The organism is Rhodococcus sp. PML026, from assembly GCF_000963615.1.
Classification (GTDB): domain Bacteria; phylum Actinomycetota; class Actinomycetes; order Mycobacteriales; family Mycobacteriaceae; genus Rhodococcoides; species Rhodococcoides fascians.
Map to the genome: position 1 here is coordinate 160,147 of NZ_KQ031370.1, position 19,342 is coordinate 179,488.

The following is a 19,342-nucleotide window of genomic DNA, read 5'->3' on the forward strand; positions in this document are numbered from 1 at the left end:
CTCGACGTCGCCGGGTTGGCTCGGTCGACGTTCTTCTACCGTCAAGCGCAGTTACGCAGGCCCGATCCGAAGGCTGCGTTGAAAGCGGCGGTGACCAGGGCGTTCGAGAAAAACCACCGACGCTACGGGCATCGACGCGTGCACCGAGTCCTCGTCGACGCGGGGTGGCGGGTGGCGAAGAAGACCGTGCTCGCGGTGATGCGTGAGCTCGGGTTGGCGTGCCGTGTGCGGCGCCGTCGACGGTATGTCTCGTATCAGGGTCAGGTCGGGGCGGTCGCGGCGAACATCCTCGACCGTCAGTTCACGGCGGCGGCCCCGAATCAGAAGTGGGTCACCGATGTCACCGAGTTCCGGGTCGGGGAGGCGAAGTTGTATCTGTCGCCGGTGATGGATCTGTTCGACCGCCAGATCATCTCGTATTCGATCGGTCGGTCCCCGACGACGGAGTTCACCAACCGTTCTTTGCGGGCCGCGTTGGGCACCCTCGGCGAACAGGATTATCCAATTGTGCACTCGGATCAGGGTTTTCACTATCAGCACTCGTCGTGGCGGCGGTTGCTGGCCGATGCGGGAGCCATCCAATCGATGTCCCGCAAAGCGAACTGTTACGACAATGCGATCATCGAGAACTTCTTCGGTCACCTCAAAGAGGAGATGTTTCATCACGTCCGATACCTGAACCTCGACGCCTTGCACACCGCGATCGAGGACTACATCGACTGGTTCAACAACGACCGCATCTCGCTACGACTCGACGGCCTGAGCCCGGTGCAATACCGAGCCCAGGCCCTCGCAGCCTAGGATTTCCATTAACCGGTCCAACCCACGGGGTCCAGTGCAGCTGAATGCCGCATTGATCCGGAAGGGGGGGGCGTGCCGGAAAGCAAGGCTGTGGGCTAGGAGTACGTGTAGAAACCCTTGCCGCTCTTGCGACCCAGCATTCCCGCGTCCACCATGCGCTGTAGCAGCGGGGGCGGAGCGTAATGCGGCTCGCGGAATTCGGCGTACAGCGATTCTGCGACCGCGAGGGTGACGTCGAGGCCGACGGTGTCGGTCAGACGCAACGGTCCCATGGGGTGGGCGCAACCGTTGACCATGCCGTCGTCGATGTCCTCGGCGCTGGCGAAGCCGGATTCGAGCATCCGGATGGCCGAGACCATGTAGGGGATGAGCAATGCGTTGACGATGAATCCCGCACGGTCACCCGCACGAATCGTCTTCTTGCCCAGGGTGTTCGCCGCGTAATCGGTGACTGCGTCGACGGTCTCTTCGCTGGTGAGGAGGCTGACGACGATTTCGACCAACGGCAGTACCGGTACGGGGTTGAAGAAGTGCACTCCGACGACCTGGTCGGGTCGCTTCGTCGCGTTGGCCATCTTGATGACGGGGATCGACGAGGTGTTCGTCGCCAGGATTCCTTCGGGTTTGACGATGGAATCGAGCTTGCCGAACAGATCCAGCTTCAGTGATTCGATCTCCGGTGCCGCCTCGATCACGAGATCGCGATCGGCGAAATCGTTGATGTCGAGCGTCAACGAGATTGCGGCGCGGGCTTTCTCGGCCGCGTCGGCGTCGATGCGGCCGGACTTGACGGCCCGTGCGAACGACTTGTCCAGGCGTGCTTCGGCGGCGTCGGCGGTGCCCTGGCTGGTTTCCAGGATCAGCACCGAGCTACCGGAGCGGGCGCACATTTCGGCGATACCGGCACCCATGGTGCCGCCGCCGATGACGCCTACGAGTTCGATGGTGCTCATTTGAGCAGCGCCCGCGACATGACGACACGCTGAATCTGGTTGGTGCCCTCGTAGATCTGCGTGATCTTGGCGTCGCGCATCATGCGCTCGACGGGGAAGTCGGTGGTGTAGCCGGCACCGCCGAAGAGCTGGACGGCGTCGGTGGTGACCTCCATCGCGACATCGGAGGCGAAGCACTTCGCTGCGGCAGAGATGAATCCGAGGTTCTTCTCGCCGCGCTCGGCGCGTGCCGCGGAGCTGTAGACCATCAGGCGGGCAGCTTCGACCTTCATTGCCATGTCGGCGAGCATGAACTGCACGGCCTGGAAGCTCGAGATCGACGTGCCGAACTGCTTGCGGTCCTTGGTGTATGCGATGGCTGCGTCGAGAGCGCCCTGAGCGAGGCCGACGGCCTGTGCGCCGATGGTGGGCCGGGTGTGGTCGAGGGTTTCGAGTGCGGTCTTGAATCCGGTGCCGGGCTCACCGATGATGCGGTCTCCGGGGATCTTGCAGTTCTCGAAGTACAGCTCGGCGGTGGGCGAACCCTTGATGCCGAGCTTCTTCTCCTTGGGGCCGACGACGAATCCTTCGTCGTCCTTGTGCACGATGAACGAGCTGATGCCGTTGGCGCCCTTGTCGGGATCGGTGACGGCCATGACGGTGTACCAGTCGGACTTGCCGCCGTTGGTGATCCAGCACTTGGAGCCGTTGAGGATCCAGTCGTCTCCGTCGGCCTTCGCGCGGGTGCGCATGCTGGCGGCGTCGGAGCCGGCCTCACGCTCGGACAGCGCGTACGACGCCATCGCGCCGCCTGCGAGCGAGGGCAGGACCTGCTTCTTGAGCTCCTCGGAGCCCTTGAGGATGAGGCCCATCGTGCCGAGCTTGTTGACGGCGGGAATCAGTGAGGACGAGCCGCAGACGCGGGCGACCTCTTCGATGACGATGCAGGCGGCAACCGAGTCGGCACCCTGACCGTCGTACTCCTCGGGAACGTGCACGGCGTTGAAGCCGGAGGCGTTGAGGGCATCGAGCGCCTCCTGCGGGAAGCGCGAGTCCTCGTCGACCTCCTTGGCGTACGGGGCGATCTCCTTCTCCGACAGGGCCCGGATCGCTGCGCGCAGCTCCTCGTGCTCCTCGGGTGACTGGTAGAGATCGAAGTCGGGATTTCCGGCCATGTCGGCCACGCTCCTCGCGATGTCGGGGGTACAGCACTGCCCAGAAAGGGCACTCAGTGCCAAGCTTCATCCCAGTGTACGACCGGACCGGCCTCGATTCAAGGGTGGGGCTCGCCGAGACGGCACTGAGTGCCATCTCGGGTGGGTGTCACTCGGGGAGGTGGCGGGCCAACGCGTCGGCGACGGTGTTCACGGACGTGCCCCGCGGGAATGTCGCGACCACGACGTCTCCCGAGGACTGGGCGCGGACCTGCGCCAACGCTGCGCGCAAGTCGGTGACGGACGTCGGCAGGCCGTCGCGAATCATCCGTCGTAGAAAGTAGTTGTGGGTCGCGGTCACCGAGGCGGAGAACTGCAGGATCTCCAGATGAGGGTGGTCGGGAAGCGCCCGCTGCAGGTATTCGACGAAGAGACGGTCGTAGCGGAACACGGTGACGATCTCGCGATCGCGCAGGGCGGGAATTCGATGCACCACCTGATATCGCAGCCGCGACATCTCTTTCCAGTCCGAGAATCGCTCGTACACCAACTGGGCGGCATCGCAGACGGCCTGCCATGGGTCGCCGGTGTTGGACGCGAGCAAAGCGCCGACCTGTTCGAGCAGAATCTCGTGATCGGCGAAGACGACGTCTTCCTTGGCGCGGAACTGCCGGAAGAACGTTCGACGCGAGATTCCGGCCGCCACCGCGATGTCGTCCACCGTCGTCGAGTCGTAGCCCTTGACCGAGAACAGATCCAGGGCCGCGGTGGCCACGGTCAGCCTGAAGTCGGTGGATTCCTCGGGTTCTCCGCGCATGCCAGTGAAGGTAGCGGAGTTTCGGCAGGGGCACTGAGGTCGTCCTTCTCGGTGGCTGATTGCTAGTGTTCGCAAGTAGCCTGCTTCGCAGTGCTCGGCGAAGCGGAAGGACGTCATGGCCACGGATTCGAGTCGACCGCTGTACAGAATGAAGGCCGACTTCTTCAAGACGTTGGCTCATCCCGCGCGTATTCGAGTGCTGGAACTGTTGAGCGAACGCGAACACGCAGTGTCCGAGATGCTGCCCGAGGTGGGCATCGAGCCGGCGAATCTGTCACAGCAGCTGTCGATTCTGCGTCGCGCGGGTCTCATCGAGGGCACTCGGGAGGGGTTGTCGGTGTCGTACACGCTGACGTCGCCGAAAGTGGCGGACCTCCTCGTGGTGGCCCGGGAGATATTGACCGGCGTGGTGGCCAACCAGGTAGAACTGCTGGACGGCGAGTCCGGATCGCGCACCTGAGCTGACCGTCGAGGGAGGTGTGCATCATCTCTCCGCATCTGATTCATTACTTGCTAAACTTAGCAATCAACTGGATCAAGAACGATGAGCTTTCAGGAAGCGTCGCATGTCCGAACCGACGAAACGCACCCGCACGAACGACGCCCTGAGGGCGGTTTCCGCCCTTCTACCCAGATGGAGCGAGTGGAAGCCCGCGCTGCGCGCACCCGGTTCGGATCTTCTCGCCGGCCTCATCGTGGCGCTGGTGGCGCTGCCCCTCGCGCTCGGATTCGGAGTCAGCACCGGGCTGGGTGCAGCGGCGGGACTGACCACCGCCATCATCGCGGGAGTCGTGGCAGCGGTATTCGGTGGCTCACGGTTTCAGGTATCGGGTCCGACCGGTGCGATGACGGTGGTGCTGGTCCCGATCGTCGCCGAATTCGGGCCGACGGGAGTGCTCGCGGTCGGGCTGCTGGCCGGGATAATTCTGTTGGTGCTCGCGGTAGCAGGAATCGGCCGAGCTGTGCGGTACATGCCCGCGCCCGTCATCGAAGGATTCACCGCGGGCATCGCCGTTGTCATTGCACTGCAACAGGTTCCGTCGGCGCTGGGTATCACGGACGCCGAAGGTGACAAGGTCTGGCAGTCCGCGTTCGATGCCGCCCGTTCGTTTGTCGCGCATGCGAGCATCCTCACCCCCGCTGTGGCGATCGCCGTCGCGATCGTCATGCTCGTCGGCGGCCGCCTGGCACCGAAGATCCCGTTCTCGTTGGTCGCGGTTGCTGCCGCTACCGTGGCCACCCAGCTGTTCGATCTGGACATCGCCCGCATCGGCACCATTCCGTCGTCGTTGTCCGCCCCGAGCCTGGGCTTTTTCCACCTGGGTGACGTGACGGCGTTGCTGGCCCCGGCGTGTGCCGTCGCAGCTCTGGCTGCCCTGGAATCGTTGCTGTCCGCCACCGCCGCGGACTCGATGGGCGTCGGCGCTCGCCACAACCCCGACCGGGAGTTGTTCGGACAGGGCCTTGCGAACATCGCCGCACCCCTGTTCGGGGGCATTCCCGCCACAGGTGCGATCGCCCGGACAGCAGTCAACGTTCGATCCGGTGCCCGCACCAGGCTTGCGGCCCTCACCCACGCGGTGATCCTCGCCGTCATCATGTACTCCGCGGCCGGGTTGGTCGCCGATATCCCGCTTGCAGCCCTGGCCGGAGTGCTGCTCGCAACCACCGTGCGGATGGTCGAGACCGCGTCCATCCGGGCGATCACCCGCGCCGGCCGCGGGGACACCGTGGTGATGGCGGCGACCTTCCTCGTCACGGTGGTCTTCGATCTCGTGACGGCGGTGGCGGTCGGCGTCGGGTTCGCTGCCGTCCTGGCTCTCCGGGCCGTTGCGCGATCGGCCACGGTCGAGCAGGTCCCCCTGAACACACTTGATGCGGTCTCGAAGGAAGAAGGAGACCTGCTGCGGGAACACATCGTCGCGTACCGCATCGACGGTGCGCTGTTTTTCGGTGCCGCGCACAGCTTCCTGCTCGAACTCGCCGACGTCTCGGACGTGAAGGTGGTGATCCTGCGCATGTCCCGAGTCACCACGATCGACGCCACCGGCGCCATGGTTCTCAAGGACACCATCACCGAACTCGAACACCGACACATCACCGTCCTGATCTCCGGTGCCAAGCCCGAGCACCTGCGTCCCCTCGCAGCCCTGGGGGTGTTCACCACCAAGGACGACGACGCTCGACACGTCTTCGACACCACCCCGCAGGCCATCGCCTGTGCACGCACGCTGGTGACCGAGGCGACCACTCCCCGCGGGTAGGGTCGTAGGTCACACTTGCGTACGAAAGGACCAGCTCATCGTGGCTCTCGTTGCCGGAATCGACTCTTCCACCCAATCGTGCAAGGTTTTCGTTCGCGATGCCGACACCGGGGAGTTGGTGCGTCACGGCCGCGCCGGTCATCCCGACGGCACCGAGATCGACCCGCAGCGGTGGAAAGAAGCACTCGACGAGGCCGTCGACGCCGCCGGCGGGCTGGACGATGTCGCTGCGGTGTCGGTCGGCGCGCAACAACACGGCATGGTCTGCCTCGACGACAACGGATCCGTGATTCGTAAAGCATTGCTGTGGAACGACACTCGGTCGGCCCAGGCGGCAGAGGATCTGATCGCGGAACTCGGCGAGAAGACCGGTGGCGACGGCGGTCAGGCCTGGGCCGACGCCGTCGGCGTGGTTCCGTTGGCCTCGATCACCGTCGCCAAGCTGCGGTGGCTCGCCGACAACGAGCCCGACAACGCCGATCGCACTGCGGCGGTGTGCCTTCCGCACGATTGGATCGGCTGGCAGCTCGGTGGCGCGTCGGGGCTCGACGCCTTGGCCACCGACCGCGGCGATGCGAGCGGCACCGGATACTTCTCGGCGGCCACGAACGAGTATCGAACGGATCTGTTGCAGCTGGGTTTTCGTGGCCGCAACCCATTGCTGCCCCGCGTGGCAGCGCCGAACGAGGCGATAGGCCACACTGCCGCCGGTGCGCTGATCGGCCCGGGTACCGGAGACAATGCCGCGGCGGCGCTTGCCCTCGATGCGCAGCCCGGTGATGTGGTGGTCTCGATCGGCACGTCCGGCGTCGTCTCGGCGGTGACCACCGCCGCCGCGGCCGACGGTTCGGGCCTGGTCGCCGGATTCGCCGACGCCACCGGGCGTCAGCTGCCGTTGGTGTGCACGCTCAACGCGGCTCGCGTCCTCGATGCGACGGCGCGAATGCTGGGCGTCGATCACGACGAGTTGTCGCGGTTGGCTCTGTCGACGACGAGCGACGGTGTGGTGATGGTGCCGTACTTCGAGGGCGAGCGGACGCCCAATCTCCCCGATGCGTCCGGAGCGATTCATGGACTGCGACTGAACAATTCGACTCCTGGCCACCTGGCTCGTGCTGCCGTCGAAGGACTGCTGTGCGGACTGGCCGACGGTATCGACTACCTGCGTGCACAGGGAGTGGACGTGCAGCGAGTACTGCTCATCGGCGGCGGTGCCAAGTCCGCGGCGCTCCGAGCCTTGGCCCCGGCAATTCTCGGGGTGCCGGTGGCCGTACCCGAGCCCGGTGAATACGTCGCCGACGGGGCAGCGCGCCAGGCAGCATGGACTTTGGCCGGGACCAGTGAGCCGCCGACCTGGGCGCAGGCCACCTCGAAGACATACGAGGCAGACCCCACGCCGGCGGTGCGAGAGCGCTACGCGCATGTGAGTGGAAACTCGTAGCAGGGGTCGTGTTCAGTCCGGGGACATATGAGACACGAGATGTCCACGGACATGTGACACACGGGCTGTGATGATGCTGCGGGGCACTGTGACCGGCTATGGAGTAATCCATGGCCAGATCGGATGCCCGGATGAACCTGCTCGACGCCACCTTGACCGCATGGATCATCGAGGGAGCCGACGTCTTCGACGAACGAGGCCTGTCAGGCTTCTGCGCCGATCACGGGCTCTCCCGCAGTACCGCCAACCGTCACGCCGCCCGGATCCGAGAACGGGGCCGGTGGGAACTCGACTCCCGCCGGCCCCGCTCGAGCCCGGCACGCACCCCCGACGCTGTCGAAGCCCGCATCATCGCGCTCCGCGGCGAATTGGGCCGCGACAACGGTGCCGACAACATCCGCTACGAGCTGACCAAGATTGCCGCCGAACATGATTGGGCCGGCAAAGGCTGGAAGGTCCCGGCCCGATCGACCATCAACAACATCCTCACCCGCCACGGCCTGGTGACCCCGGAACCCAAGAAGCGACCCAAATCGTCCTACCGCCGATTCCAATACGCCCGACCCCGTGACTGCTATCAGATCGACGCCACCGAAGTCGTACTCGCCGGCGGCGGGAAAGCCACCGTCTTCGAGGTTCTCGACGACTGCACCCGCACCCTCGTCGCGACGTACGTCTGCCACGCCGAGACCACCGCCGGAGCCATCACCGCCATCGGCAGAGCGTTCACCGACTACGGAGTACCGGCAATCGTGTTGTCCGACAACGGAATGGCATTCTGCGCGACCGCGTCGAAGGGCCGCTCGAAGTTCGGCGCGTTCGTCACCGGGTCCGGTGCCAGGCTCATTCACTCGAGCCCGTACCACCCGCAGACCAACGGCAAAGTCGAACGCCACCACCGCACCTTCAAACAGTGGCTCACCGACCAACCCACCCGGCCCGCCACGACCGCCGAGTTGCAGACATCGTGCAATCGGTACCAGACGTTCTACAACAACGACCGCCGCCACAGTGCCGTGAACATGCCCCCGCAGCAGGCATGGAACGGCGCTGCAACCTTGGGCGGTCCGCAGCACCTACCCGCCCAGGTCGACGCCACAGTCGGTACCCACTCCGTCTCCGGCTCCGGCGTGATCTCCGTCGGCGACCACACGATCTCGGTCGGACGGTCCCACGCTCACAGTCGCGTGACCGTCCTGCGCGACGGCAACCACATCACCACCTACACGGCCAGCGGAGAAGTCCTCGGCCATTTGCACTTGAACATCGACAAGCGCTACCAAGGACAACTCCACCGCCCCGCAGCCTAGAATCGTGTCTCACATGTATCGAGACACCCGTGTCCCGCATGTATCAAGACAGCACACGTAGCAGGGGTCGAGTTTCCACGCACATGCGGCGCAGCCGCTCAGGGAATCAGGCGCGCATCTCGGTAACGCTGGATCACCGAGGCGATGGCATCGGGCGTGGAGCGGAAGCCCAGGAAGCCGGCCTTCTTGGACTTGTTCATGTCTGTCAGGCATTCCATGTCGCGGCCGAGGTCACCGTCGGTGTGCCACCACGACGCCAGGCGGGAGACATCGCTCTCGACCAGATCGTGTTTCTCGGCGACGCGCTTCCACGCGGCGGCCGCGTCGGACATACGGGGTTCGAGGGGGCGCGGTTCGGTGTCGAAGCCTTCGGGTTCGACACCGAAGTGCTCGGCGAACTGCGGCCACAGCCAGCGCCAGCGAAAGACGTCACCGTTGGCGATGTTGAACGCCTCGTTGCGCGCGTTGTCGTCGGTTGCCGCCCAGATCATCTGCTCGGCAAGCAGGTCGGCGTCGGTGAGGTCGGTCAAGCCGTTCCACTGGGTTTCGGAGCCGGGGAAGACGAACTTCTCGCCCAGTTCCTTACAGATCGACGCGTAGACGGACAGCGTCAGCATCATGTTCATCGCGTTGCCCACGGCAAAACCGGAGACGGTGTGAGCGCGGTGCACACTCCATCCGAACCCGTATTTGTCTGCGCCGGCGAACAGTTCGTCTTCCTGCGCGTAGTAGAAGTTCGGGGTGTCGAGGCGGTCCTCGGTTTCGTGGAACGGCGTCTCGGCCATCACGGCCTCACCGTATGCATCGAACGGGCCGAGGTAGTGCTTGAGTCCGGTCATCAGCGCGACGTGCTTCACCGAATCGAGGGGGCCGAGAACATCGAGCACATTGCGTAGGGTCGCCGAGTTGACCTCGATGTTCTCCTGCTCGGAGTCCTTCTTCACCCACGCGGTGAAGAACACGACCTCGGGGCGGACGTCCTTCAGCGCGTCTTCGAGGGACTTCGGGTCGAGCAGATCCGCCGCGACCGGCACGACGCCGTCGACGGGGGTACTGCCGCTCCGACTCAGTCCGTAGGTGGTCCAGCCTGCATCGAGTGCTGCGCGGCACAGCGCCTGCCCGGAAATGCCGGTGGCACCGACGATCAACGCGCGCGTGGTGTTCGTAGTCATCGGGTCCGGTTACCCACTGGAGCCGATGCAACACGTGACGCTTCACTCACGTCAGGGCCAGTACTTGCTGGACGACGAGCACGATCGCGCCCACGGCCGAGACGGCGATTGCCGTGATACGTAGGCGTCGCCGATCGAGAACTCGGTTGATCACCCGAGAGAGCAGGAACCCCAGAACTGTCGCTGGGGCCAGGAAGGCGAACAGCGTGGCGGTGTGGCTGTTCACCGCTCCGGCCACCGTCAACACCGCGATGGAGATGATCGAGCCGACGAGGAAGAAGCAACTCATCGTGCTGCGGAGTTCGGCTCCGGAGTTGCCTTGCCACACCAGAGCCATCGGTGGCCCACCGATGGAGGTGGCGGTTCCCAGAACTCCCGACGCGGCCCCGGCGACGACGAGATTACGTCTGTGCGGCAACGGAACCCAGCCGAACGACGTCAGCGCGACGCCGCCCAGGACCACGAGTGCCAACAGTATCGCCAGCCCGCGTTCGGGCAACAGAACGAGCAGAACTGCGCCCAACGCCGAACCGGGCAGGCGACCGGCGAGCGCCCACCCTGCGCCGGACAGGTCGAGGGCCGTGCGATCGCGAACCAGCACAAGGACACTGACCACGACGGCGAGCATGATCAGCGTCGCCGGGATGAGGCCGGGGTCGACGATGGCCACGATGGGGGCGGCCAGCATGCCCATGCCGAAGCCGATCGACGCCTGCATCGCGGATGCGAAGAAGATCGCGAGCGCGACGACGACGAAGCCGGTGACACTCAGGTGCGTGAGTGTCATGTTCCGGCGGCGACGAGGCCGAGATTTCCTGCCACGAGCGGATAATGGCATTCGGCAACATGATCGGCCTCGTCGGCGTCGTGTGCGACGGGTGGTGCGTCGCTCGCGCACAGGTCGGTCGCCTTCCAGCAGCGAGTACGGAAACGGCATCCCGACGGCGGATTCAGTGGCGACGGCACCTCGCCTTTCAGCAGAATCTTGTCCCCGCGGCTCGACGCGTCGAGTGTGGGTGCGGCCGACATCAACGCTGCGGTGTAGGGGTGGGCGGGCCGATCGAATACTGCCTCGGTGGCTCCGGATTCGACGATGCGGCCCAGGTACATCACCGCGACTCGGTCGGCGACGTGCCGGACCACCGAGAGATCGTGCGAGATGAAGACATAGGAGATGCCGAGTTGCTTCTGCAGATCGTTGAGCAGGTTGAGCACCTGGGCCTGGACCGAGAGATCGAGAGCCGACACCGGCTCGTCGCAGATGATGACGTCGGGGTTCAGTGCCAGAGCTCGCGCGATGCCGAGGCGCTGGCGCTGACCGCCGGAGAACTCCTGCGGGAACCGGTTCTCGTCGCTGGGTCGCAAGCCCACCAGATGCAGCAGCTCGCGCACCCGCGCGGAGCGGTCACGTCGAGTCTTGTAGAGGCTCTTGTGGGTTCGCCATGGTTCACCGATGATGTCCCCGGCCGTCATGCGTGAGTTCAGTGAACCGTACGGATCCTGGAACACCATCTGCACGCGGCGGCGCCAGGCGAGGAGCTCCTTGCCGCGGAGCGCGAACGGATCCGTGCCGTCGAAGGCGACGGTGCCCGAGTCCGGGCGTTCGAGCATCATCAGGGTGCGTGCGAGAGTGGACTTGCCGCAGCCGGATTCGCCCACGAGGCCGAGGGTCTCGCCCCGCCGCAGGTCGAGGTCGATGGAGTCCAGAGCGCGTAGCTTCCCGCGGCCGACGTCGAAGGTCTTGTTCAGGCCACGAACGGTCAACAGTTGCTCAGACATTGCGCGATACCTCGTTCGGGAAGTGGCAGGCCGACAGGCGGCCGTTGCCGACGGATTCGAGCGGCGGGCGGCTACTGCTACAGATCTCACGGGCGATGGGGCAACGTGCCTGGTAGACGCATCCGTCGGGGATCGAGTGCAGATCCGGCGGGGTGCCGCCGATGGATTTGAGATCCTCGCCGCGGACGGCGTGCACGGGGACCGAGTCGAGCAGACCCTTGGTGTAGGGGTGGCGCGGCGATCCGAACACCTCCGAAACCAACCCGGTTTCGACGACGTTGCCCGCGTACATGATTGCCACTCGATCGGCTTCTTCGGCCACCAGAGCGAGGTCGTGGGTGATGAGTACGACGGCCATGTCGTGCTCGGTGCGCAATTCCTTGAGCAGTGCCATGATCTGCGCCTGCACGGTCACGTCGAGGGCGGTGGTCGGTTCGTCGGCCAGCAGTACCGACGGACTCAGGGCCACGGCCATCGCGATCAGCAGGCGCTGCCGCATGCCGCCGGAGAACTGGTGCGGGTAGGAGTCGGCGCGTGATTCGGGCTCGGGGATACCCACGCGGGCCATCAGGGCGATGGCCTCGACTCGCGCCTGCTTGGCCGACATACCCCGGTGGATCCGAAACGGCTCGGCCAGTTGAGTTCCCACGGTATAGACGGGATTGAGTGCGGTCAGTGCATCCTGGAAGACGATGGCCAGTTCGGTGGCCGCGATCGTGCGTCGCACCTTGGTCTTGGCGGTGACCAAATCGACGTCGCCCATCTCCACCGAGCCGCCGGTGATGTCGGCGATCGGTTCGAGCAACCCGACGATGGCCTGGGCGGTCATCGACTTGCCACAGCCGGATTCACCCAACAAAGCGAGGGTTTCGCCGCGGCGTGCGGAGAAGGTGACGTTGTCGACGGCGCGAATGACGCCTGACGGCGTCCGCAGATCGACCGTCAGTCCGCGGACGTCCAGAGCGATGCTGCCGGTATCGGAGCGTCGAGGTGCGGTTGCCGGTGCGCTCATGAGACGACCTTTCGTGCGGGGATCAGGCGAGACCGCTTGGAGCGGGGGACGTTGAGTCGCCACCGCTGCGCCGGATCGGTGGCGATGCGGGCCCAGGCGGCGAGAACGGTGGCCGAGACGGTCGTCAACACGATCGCGAGGCCGGGGAAGAAGGAGAGCCACCAGGCGGTCTGCAGGTAGGTGCGGCCCTGCGAGACCATCAGGCCCCAGGAGACGTCGGGCGGCTGAATGCCGATGCCCAGGAAGCTCAGTGACGACTCGGCCAGGATGACGAAGCAGAAGTCCAGGGTTGCGACGGTCAGCAGAGTCGGCAGCAGAATCGGTGCCACGTGACGCCGGATCACCGATCCGCTCTTCGCGCCGAACGTACGGGCAGCGTCCACGAACAACCGACTCTGCAGTTCTGCGGACTCGGCGCGGGCGGTACGCAGGTAGATCGGGATACGCGTGACCGTCAGGACCAGAACGATGTTCGCGGCACTGGGCGAGAAGACGTAGAGCACGACGACGGCCATCAGCAGGGACGGAAAGCTGAGGATGACGTCGGCGACGCGCATCGCCGCGGTCTCGCGCCAACCGCGATGGAAGCCGGCCCACATTCCGATGAACGAGCCGATGATCGCCGAGAGGATCACGGCCGGAATGGCTACCGACAGTGTGGTTCTGCTCGCCACGATCAATCGGGCCAGCATGCTGCGTCCCAATGGATCGGTGCCGAGGATGTTCATCCAACCGGTGTCGAGGGTGAACGGTGGCAGGTTCGAGCGATCGAGATCTTGGTCGGTGGCGGCGTCCCCGACCAACATCGGGCCGAAGACTGCGGTGAGGAAGACCAGCACCAGGATTGCGGCAGCGACGGTGGCGACTCGGTCCCGCAGGAGTAGCTTCCACAGCGGGGCCGACGCCTTGCGGGCTTCCACCGGAGCCGTCGGTGGAACATCCTCGGGCTCGGATGTTTTCGGTGCTTCGAAGTCGAGTGACATGTTCTTACCTAGACCTTCACCTTGTCGCGAACCCGGGCGTCGAGCAGTGCATAGCAGGCATCGATGACGATGTTGAGGACGAAGATGGACACTGCCGTCAGCAACACGGCTGCCTGCAGAACGGCGAAGTCGCGTTGGAGGATGGCGTCGATCATCAGTTTTCCGATACCGGGCCAGCCGAAGATGGCTTCGACGACCACTGCGCCGTTGACGAGCCCGACCATCAGGTCGCCGGCCACGGTCAACGCCGGTGCCGCGGCGTTGCGCAGGGCGTGGTGGGTGACGACCCGAAGGTCGCTCGCCCCTTTGCTTCTCGCCAGCCGCACGTAGGGTGCCGACAGCGCCGAGACCATCGCGCCACGGACGACCTGTGTCAGGACGCCGAGCGGTCGAATGAGCAGCGTGGCGATCGGCAACACCCAGGAGAGCATTCCGCTGTCCACCCCGGAGGTGGGCAGCCACCCGAACAGGATGGCGAAGACGTAGACGCCCATGATGGCGAACCAGAAGTCGGGAATGGATGCGGCCGTCATCGACAGCAGGCTCGAGATGCGATCGGCCAGCGAATTCGGCCGGTATGCGGCCCAGCAGCCGATGATCACCGCACCGAGGATGGCGAGGAACATCGTTGCGAACGCCAGCTGCAGCGTTGCGGGGAAGGCGCGCAGGGCCATCGCCGACGCGTCCTCACCGGTGCGGAGCGACTGCCCGAAGTCGAGTTGTACGACACCTTTGAAGTAGTCAAGCAACTGAGTCAGCACCGGTTGATCGAAGCCGTTGGTGGCGCGGAATGCTTCGCGCTGCGCCTGGGTGGCCGACTCGGGGAGGTACAGGCTGGTGGGGTCGCCGCCGGTGAGCCGGGCGAGGAAGAAGACGCCCAGTAGAACGACGAACAGCGGGATCAGGCTGGTGTAGATCCGTCGGCGCAGAAATCTGAACATGTCAGGGCCTCTCGGTCTCGGCGCGGGTCATCGCGGCCAGATGCATTTCGTCGACCGTGGCCGAGTCCGGGGTGTAGTCGACCGAGGCGGCCTTGGCGAGCACCCCGTTCATGTGTGCGATGTAGGCCATCTGCATGATGTCTTTCGGTTCGTCGGCGAACACCTGGGCGTACGCGGCCTGCCTGTCTTCTCCGGTGAGTGCACCGGCGGCGGCGATCTCCTTGTCGAAGTCCGCTGTGCCGTAAGCGCTCTGGAACCCGTCACTGGTGAAGTACTGATCGACGGTGAAGGCGGAGTCGCCGGCCTGGTTGCCGTGCTGAATCACCAGTAGATACGGCCCGACGTTCGGGAACGGACGTTCCTGGTATTCGGCCGTACCTGCGGCGTCCATCATTTCGATCTTGACGTTCATGCCGATCTTGGACAGCGAGTTCTGGATTACCTCCACTGTCTCGTTGATCTTGGGGAACTGTCCGGTGCGTCCGATCAGGCGGATCTCTGTGTCCACCGGTACCCCGTCTGCCCGCGCCTCGTCGATCAGCGTGCGTGCCTGGTCCATGTCGTAGGGCCACGGCGTCAGGTCCTCGTTGTAGCCGACGACACCCTCGGAGATGAGCTGTGCTGCAGGGGAACCGAGTCCACGGAAGAGCGCCTTGACGATGCCGTCGCGGTTGATGGCGTAGTTGATCGCCTGCCGAACCCGCATGTCGTCCAGTGGCGGTTGCGCGGCCTGCATGCGCAGTGCCGTGGTCTCGTTGTTGGGATAGGCCACGCCGAGGTCGCCTGCACCGTCCTCCGGTCCGACCGACGTGGCGATCTCGGCCTCGCCGTTGGTCACCATCGACGCGCGGACACTGCCCTCACTGCGCCATTGGTATTCGGCCCTGGCGTATTCGGGCTTCGGGCCCCAGTAGGTCTCGTTGCGTACCAGGGAGAGCTTCTGGCCGTAGTCCCACCGCTCGATCGCGAACGGGCCGGTGCCGATCGGTTCGCGTACCCGCTCGGTGTAGCTCGCAGTGCGCGGAACCATCTCCACGAACGAGAGCCGCAGCGGCAGAATGGGATCGGGCTCGGGTGACTGCACTGTCAGCGTCAACGGGTCGACGGCTTTCACCACCAGATCGGCGTCGCCGAAGACGTATCCCTCGACGTTGCATCCCAGTTCGGAGTTGACGGTGCGGTCGATGGAGAACGCTGCATCCTCGGCTTCGAAGGGGCTGCCGTCGCTGAACGTCACGCCGGGGTGAATGGCGAACGTCCACTCGGTGTCCGAGGTCTGCTCCCACGAGTCCGCCAACTTCGGTTCGAGATCACCGGTACTCGGATTGCGCTCCATCAGCGGCTCGGTGATGTTCGAGCGAGTGACCACTCCGACCGACGTCAGCGATACGTCGCAGGCTTCGAGGGTGGGCGGTTCCTGAGGCAGAACGATGCGCAGGGTGTCTGCGCGGGCTGCGGCTCCGTTGCTCGAGTTCGCGACGGTGCAGCCGCTTGCGATCAATGAAAGTGTCAGTGCGCCAACAGCAATAGCGGCGACGCGATGGGTCCGTCCCTGCTGCACGGAGAGTGCAGGGCTCATGGTGGCCTCCAGTGGGAAAAGGGATACGCGTCATCGAGCCGCATTCGGATCTGTGACGGTAGACACACGGTAGGAGTGGGTGATCTCCACCGTCAACCGGACGAAAGCGACGTTTCGGCCCGTTATCCACGTCACAATCGTGCTGGATCAGTGCGGCTGCTCGCAGTTCAGCGCCTCTGAGCAGGTCGAACGTCCAAGCGGGTTAGGCATACCTGCATGCTGGGGGTCATGTTCATGCCGTTTGGGTATCGGTCCATGTTATTTGCGTGTTGGACAGGTATCCGAGAAGCGGCATACCGTACAGGAAACGCGCACGCTCCACCACATCGCGAGGAGGACAACGGTGACCACCGGTCAACAGGAAAAGTCTGTGTTGCAACAGGATTCACGCCAAGGGGGCCGCGTGCTCCGAGTCGGGCCGCTGAAGCCGTCCCTGATGGACACTCTGGTTGCCGACTACGACGCGCTGACCTTGCCCGAGGGGGACGAGCGTGAGCAGTTCCTGGCCGAGCACGGCCCGTCGATCACCGCCGTCGTCACCTCCGGCCGAACCGGCGTCGACGCAGCGCTGATGGAGCGGTTGCCGCAGCTCGGAGCCGTCGTGAACTTCGGAGTCGGATACGACACCACCGACGTCGACGCGGCCACCGAGCGTGGCATCGGGGTCAGCAACACCCCGGACGTGCTCACCGACTGCGTCGCGGATCTTGCTGTCGGCCTGGTGATCGACACCGTGCGTGGGCTCTCGTCCGCGGAGCGATTCGTACGGGCCGGCCGCTGGCCGGCCGAGGGCAACACTCCGCTGACCCGTCAGGTCACCGGCAAACGAGTCGGGATCATCGGGCTCGGCCGGATCGGATCTGCAATTGCGGACCGGCTCACCGCATTCCGCTGCCCCATCTCGTACCACAACCGCAACGAGATCGACGGTTCACCGTATGCGTACGCGGCCAGTCCTGTAGCGCTCGCCGAGGGCGTCGACGTACTGATCGTCGCCGCGTCGGGTGGCTCGGGAACGGCCCATCTGGTCGATCGCGCGGTGCTCGACGCGCTGGGGCCGCAGGGCTATCTGATCAACGTGGCCCGCGGAAGCGTCGTCGACGAGGAGGCGCTGATCGAACTGCTCGCCTCCGGGCAGCTCGCCGGTGCGGGCCTGGACGTGTTCGCCCACGAACCGAACGTGCCCGACGCCCTGCTGGCGATGGACAACGTGGTGCTGCTGCCGCACGTGGGCAGCGCAACGGTGGAGACTCGCGCCGCCATGGAAGCACTGACACTGGAGAACCTCGATCGATTCCTGGCCGACGGCTCCCTCGTCACGCCGGTGACAAAGTGACCGTCGTCGTCGGCTACTCGCCGACCACCGAAGGAAAAGGCGCGCTGCCCTTCGCATTTCGCGAGGCCCAGATGCGCGGAACGAATCTGCTCATCGTCGCCGAGGACAACAGCGCGGCAGACGCCGACTTCGCTGCCACCGTCGAATCGGCTCGCGAGGAGGCGTCGGCGGTCGGTGTCACGACGAATATTCACGACAACGAGGCCGGCCGCTCGCACGCCGACAACCTGATCGACCTGTCGTTCGACGAGCAGGCTCAGTTGGTCGTCATCGGCATCCGACGTCGATCGCCCGTCGGAAAGTTGTTCATGGGCAGCATCTCTCAGCGCGTACTGCTCGAAGCGCATTGCCCGGTGACGGCCGTCAAGCCGCCGGTTGGGACGCCGCGATAGTTCGGTTGCTGGCTGGACAGTATTCGGCACCGTCGCTGCGACCCCCTTCATCGCTAAGACCGACCGCGACACACTGCAAGCGATCGCCGACATCGACCTCGACAGCAACGACCTAGCGGAAACCGACGGCAACAGCGACAATGGGGCTACAACACACCGCGAGGAGCGCCCATGACCACCACCGAACCGCGCCGGGCCTGGACCCCCGAGCAGCGCCGGAAGGTACGCGCAGCAGCCGCAGGAGCGTCCATCAAACTCCGCGAGTACGACAACAAGCCGGTCCCGCAATGGCTCCGCGACGTCGCCGCTGGCAAAGACGCCAATCCGCCCAAAGACTGAGCACCCACGAACCCGACAAGGCCCGCTCCCAACCAGGTGCGGGCCTTCGTTGGCTTTCGAGGCGCGCCGTATTCACACGAGCACTCGACCGAGACCGGCTTCGGGCACTGTCGAACCACGGCTCGATCAGCAGGAAAAAATCACGACCACTCACGCGTCGGCAGCACGTCGGTCATGAAGCGGTGCAGTGCCGGGTTGTCGTTGTCGACGCGCCAGGCGGCGTCGAGTTCGACGGGGCGTTCCTTCACCGTCCGAACCGGCCGGAACACAACGCCTTCCGGCCGCATGGTCGACGCCGACTCGGGTACCAGCGCCAGTCCGATTCCCGAGCGAACGAGCACCAGCATCGTGTGTACCTGGGTCACGTACTGCACGTAGCGCGGTGAGACCCCGACGATGGTGAAGGTGCTGATCAGCAGTTCGTGGAAGTACCGCGCGTCGACGGGCGAGTACATGATGATCGGCTGCTCGTCGAAGTCCTCTACCGACAGCTCGTCCTTCGCGGCCAGTGGGTGTTCTTCGGGCATCGCCGCGATCAACGATTCGTGCAGCACCGGCCGGGACGCGATGCCCGGTCGCTTGAGTGGTGGCCTGGCCAACCCGAGATCCAGATCGCCGATGGCCAGAGACTCCATCTGTACCGCCGAGACCATCTCGCGTAGAACGATTTTCACGTCCGGTAGCTTCTCGCGCGCGGCGTCGAGCAGCTGCGGGAGCACCGCATGCGCCGATGCCCCGGTGAATCCCACGATCACAGTCCCCAGGTCTCCGGTGGGAACGCGTCGCACCGTCAGCAGAGCGCCCTCGGCGAGGTCGAGGATGCGTCGGGCCTCGGGTAGGAAGGCCAATCCCGCGGCCGTCAGGGTCACCGACCGGCTCGTGCGGTCGATCAGCTGCACGCCGACTTCGCTCTCGAGTTGTTGGATCTGCCTGCTGAGCGGCGGCTGCGTCATGTGCAGACGTTCGGCGGCGCGGCCGAAGTGCAATTCCTCGGCGACGGCGATGAAGCAGGACAGCCTGTTGAGCGAGAACATCGATTCATTCCTTGCATCGCGCTGGGAGTTCCGGCGTGCTTCTTCGTATAAATCTA

At 65.0% G+C, this 19,342-nt stretch carries 19 protein-coding genes; 8 read left to right on the plus strand and 11 right to left on the minus strand.

Translation table 11 applies throughout. The features are described 5' to 3' along the window. The coding region (locus VF34_RS05310) for an IS3 family transposase (protein WP_082079150.1) at positions 1-801 on the plus strand (801 nt) is incomplete at its 5' end. Positions 802-896: 95 nt separating this feature from the next. On the opposite strand, the gene VF34_RS05315 is transcribed toward VF34_RS05310, so the two are convergent. The 3 genes from VF34_RS05315 to VF34_RS05325 form a co-directional block, all read right to left on the minus strand. Further along, positions 897-1,745 (minus strand): 3-hydroxybutyryl-CoA dehydrogenase, encoded by an 849-nt coding sequence (locus tag VF34_RS05315; RefSeq protein WP_027495294.1) that lies wholly within the window; start codon positions 1,743-1,745, stop codon positions 897-899. A gap of 5 nt (positions 1,746-1,750) precedes the next feature. After that, the gene (locus VF34_RS05320) at positions 1,751-2,908 is read right to left on the minus strand and encodes an acyl-CoA dehydrogenase (RefSeq protein ID WP_027495295.1); all 1,158 of its coding nucleotides are present in this window, start codon (positions 2,906-2,908) and stop codon (positions 1,751-1,753) included. Positions 2,909-3,056: 148 nt separating this feature from the next. Further along, the gene (locus tag VF34_RS05325) at positions 3,057-3,704 is read right to left on the minus strand and encodes a TetR family transcriptional regulator (protein ID WP_027495296.1); all 648 of its coding nucleotides are present in this window, start codon (positions 3,702-3,704) and stop codon (positions 3,057-3,059) included. A 115-nt stretch (positions 3,705-3,819) separates the two neighbouring features. Here VF34_RS05325 and VF34_RS05330 point away from each other — a divergent pair, with 115 nt between their 5' ends. From VF34_RS05330 to VF34_RS05345, 4 genes are all read left to right on the plus strand, one after another. Then, the gene (locus tag VF34_RS05330; protein ID WP_027495297.1) at positions 3,820-4,164 is read left to right on the plus strand and encodes an ArsR/SmtB family transcription factor; all 345 of its coding nucleotides are present in this window, start codon (positions 3,820-3,822) and stop codon (positions 4,162-4,164) included. Positions 4,165-4,270: 106 nt separating this feature from the next. Next, positions 4,271-5,968, plus strand: coding sequence for a SulP family inorganic anion transporter (locus tag VF34_RS05335; protein ID WP_032406023.1), 1,698 nt, complete (start codon positions 4,271-4,273; stop codon positions 5,966-5,968). A gap of 40 nt (positions 5,969-6,008) precedes the next feature. Beyond that, positions 6,009-7,409 carry a xylulokinase gene (locus VF34_RS05340; protein ID WP_045841007.1) on the plus strand — a complete coding sequence of 467 codons (1,401 nt, stop codon included), beginning with the start codon at positions 6,009-6,011 and terminating at the stop codon, positions 7,407-7,409. 110 nt (positions 7,410-7,519) lie between these two features. Continuing rightward, positions 7,520-8,719: a DDE-type integrase/transposase/recombinase gene (locus VF34_RS05345; RefSeq protein ID WP_231578190.1), complete on the plus strand. Its 1,200-nt coding sequence runs from the start codon at positions 7,520-7,522 to the stop codon at positions 8,717-8,719. Between the two features lie 98 nt (positions 8,720-8,817). Here VF34_RS05345 and VF34_RS05350 read toward each other — a convergent pair whose 3' ends face one another. The 7 genes from VF34_RS05350 to VF34_RS05380 are packed head-to-tail and all read right to left on the minus strand — an operon-like array spanning position 8,818 to position 16,185. Then, positions 8,818-9,891 (minus strand): SDR family oxidoreductase, encoded by a 1,074-nt coding sequence (locus tag VF34_RS05350; RefSeq protein ID WP_045841009.1) that lies wholly within the window; start codon positions 9,889-9,891, stop codon positions 8,818-8,820. A 46-nt stretch (positions 9,892-9,937) separates the two neighbouring features. Continuing rightward, complete coding sequence (locus VF34_RS05355) at positions 9,938-10,678, minus strand: sulfite exporter TauE/SafE family protein (protein ID WP_082079151.1); 741 nt, start codon at positions 10,676-10,678, stop codon at positions 9,938-9,940. Continuing rightward, positions 10,675-11,670 (minus strand): ABC transporter ATP-binding protein, encoded by a 996-nt coding sequence (locus VF34_RS05360; protein ID WP_027495302.1) that lies wholly within the window; start codon positions 11,668-11,670, stop codon positions 10,675-10,677. The genes VF34_RS05355 and VF34_RS05360 overlap by 4 nt, the downstream gene beginning before the upstream one ends. After that, positions 11,663-12,682 carry an ABC transporter ATP-binding protein gene (locus VF34_RS05365; RefSeq protein WP_045841010.1) on the minus strand — a complete coding sequence of 340 codons (1,020 nt, stop codon included), beginning with the start codon at positions 12,680-12,682 and terminating at the stop codon, positions 11,663-11,665. Before VF34_RS05365 ends, VF34_RS05360 begins: the two co-directional genes overlap by 8 nt. Then, positions 12,679-13,665, minus strand: a complete 987-nt coding sequence (locus VF34_RS05370; RefSeq protein WP_045841011.1) for an ABC transporter permease — start codon at positions 13,663-13,665, stop codon at positions 12,679-12,681. Before VF34_RS05370 ends, VF34_RS05365 begins: the two co-directional genes overlap by 4 nt. Positions 13,666-13,673: 8 nt before the next feature. After that, entirely contained in the window at positions 13,674-14,606 is a 933-nt protein-coding gene (locus VF34_RS05375; RefSeq protein WP_045841012.1) for an ABC transporter permease, read from the minus strand. A gap of 1 nt (position 14,607) precedes the next feature. Next, the gene (locus tag VF34_RS05380; protein WP_032374770.1) at positions 14,608-16,185 is read right to left on the minus strand and encodes an ABC transporter substrate-binding protein; all 1,578 of its coding nucleotides are present in this window, start codon (positions 16,183-16,185) and stop codon (positions 14,608-14,610) included. Positions 16,186-16,621: 436 nt separating this feature from the next. Between VF34_RS05380 and VF34_RS05385 the strand changes: the two genes are divergently transcribed. From VF34_RS05385 to VF34_RS24905, 3 genes are all read left to right on the plus strand, one after another. Beyond that, positions 16,622-17,521, plus strand: coding sequence for a 2-hydroxyacid dehydrogenase (locus VF34_RS05385; RefSeq protein ID WP_196249596.1), 900 nt, complete (start codon positions 16,622-16,624; stop codon positions 17,519-17,521). Then, the gene (locus VF34_RS05390) at positions 17,518-17,913 is read left to right on the plus strand and encodes a universal stress protein (protein ID WP_045841013.1); all 396 of its coding nucleotides are present in this window, start codon (positions 17,518-17,520) and stop codon (positions 17,911-17,913) included. The genes VF34_RS05385 and VF34_RS05390 overlap by 4 nt, the downstream gene beginning before the upstream one ends. A gap of 171 nt (positions 17,914-18,084) precedes the next feature. Beyond that, a complete protein-coding gene (locus tag VF34_RS24905) occupies positions 18,085-18,252 on the plus strand; it encodes a hypothetical protein (RefSeq protein ID WP_156158493.1) in 168 nt (55 codons plus the stop codon). A 140-nt stretch (positions 18,253-18,392) separates the two neighbouring features. Here VF34_RS24905 and VF34_RS05400 read toward each other — a convergent pair whose 3' ends face one another. Continuing rightward, on the minus strand, positions 18,393-19,286 hold the full coding sequence (locus VF34_RS05400) for a LysR family transcriptional regulator (RefSeq protein ID WP_032374774.1): 894 nt from the start codon (positions 19,284-19,286) through the stop codon (positions 18,393-18,395). Positions 19,287-19,342: the final 56 nt, after the last annotated feature.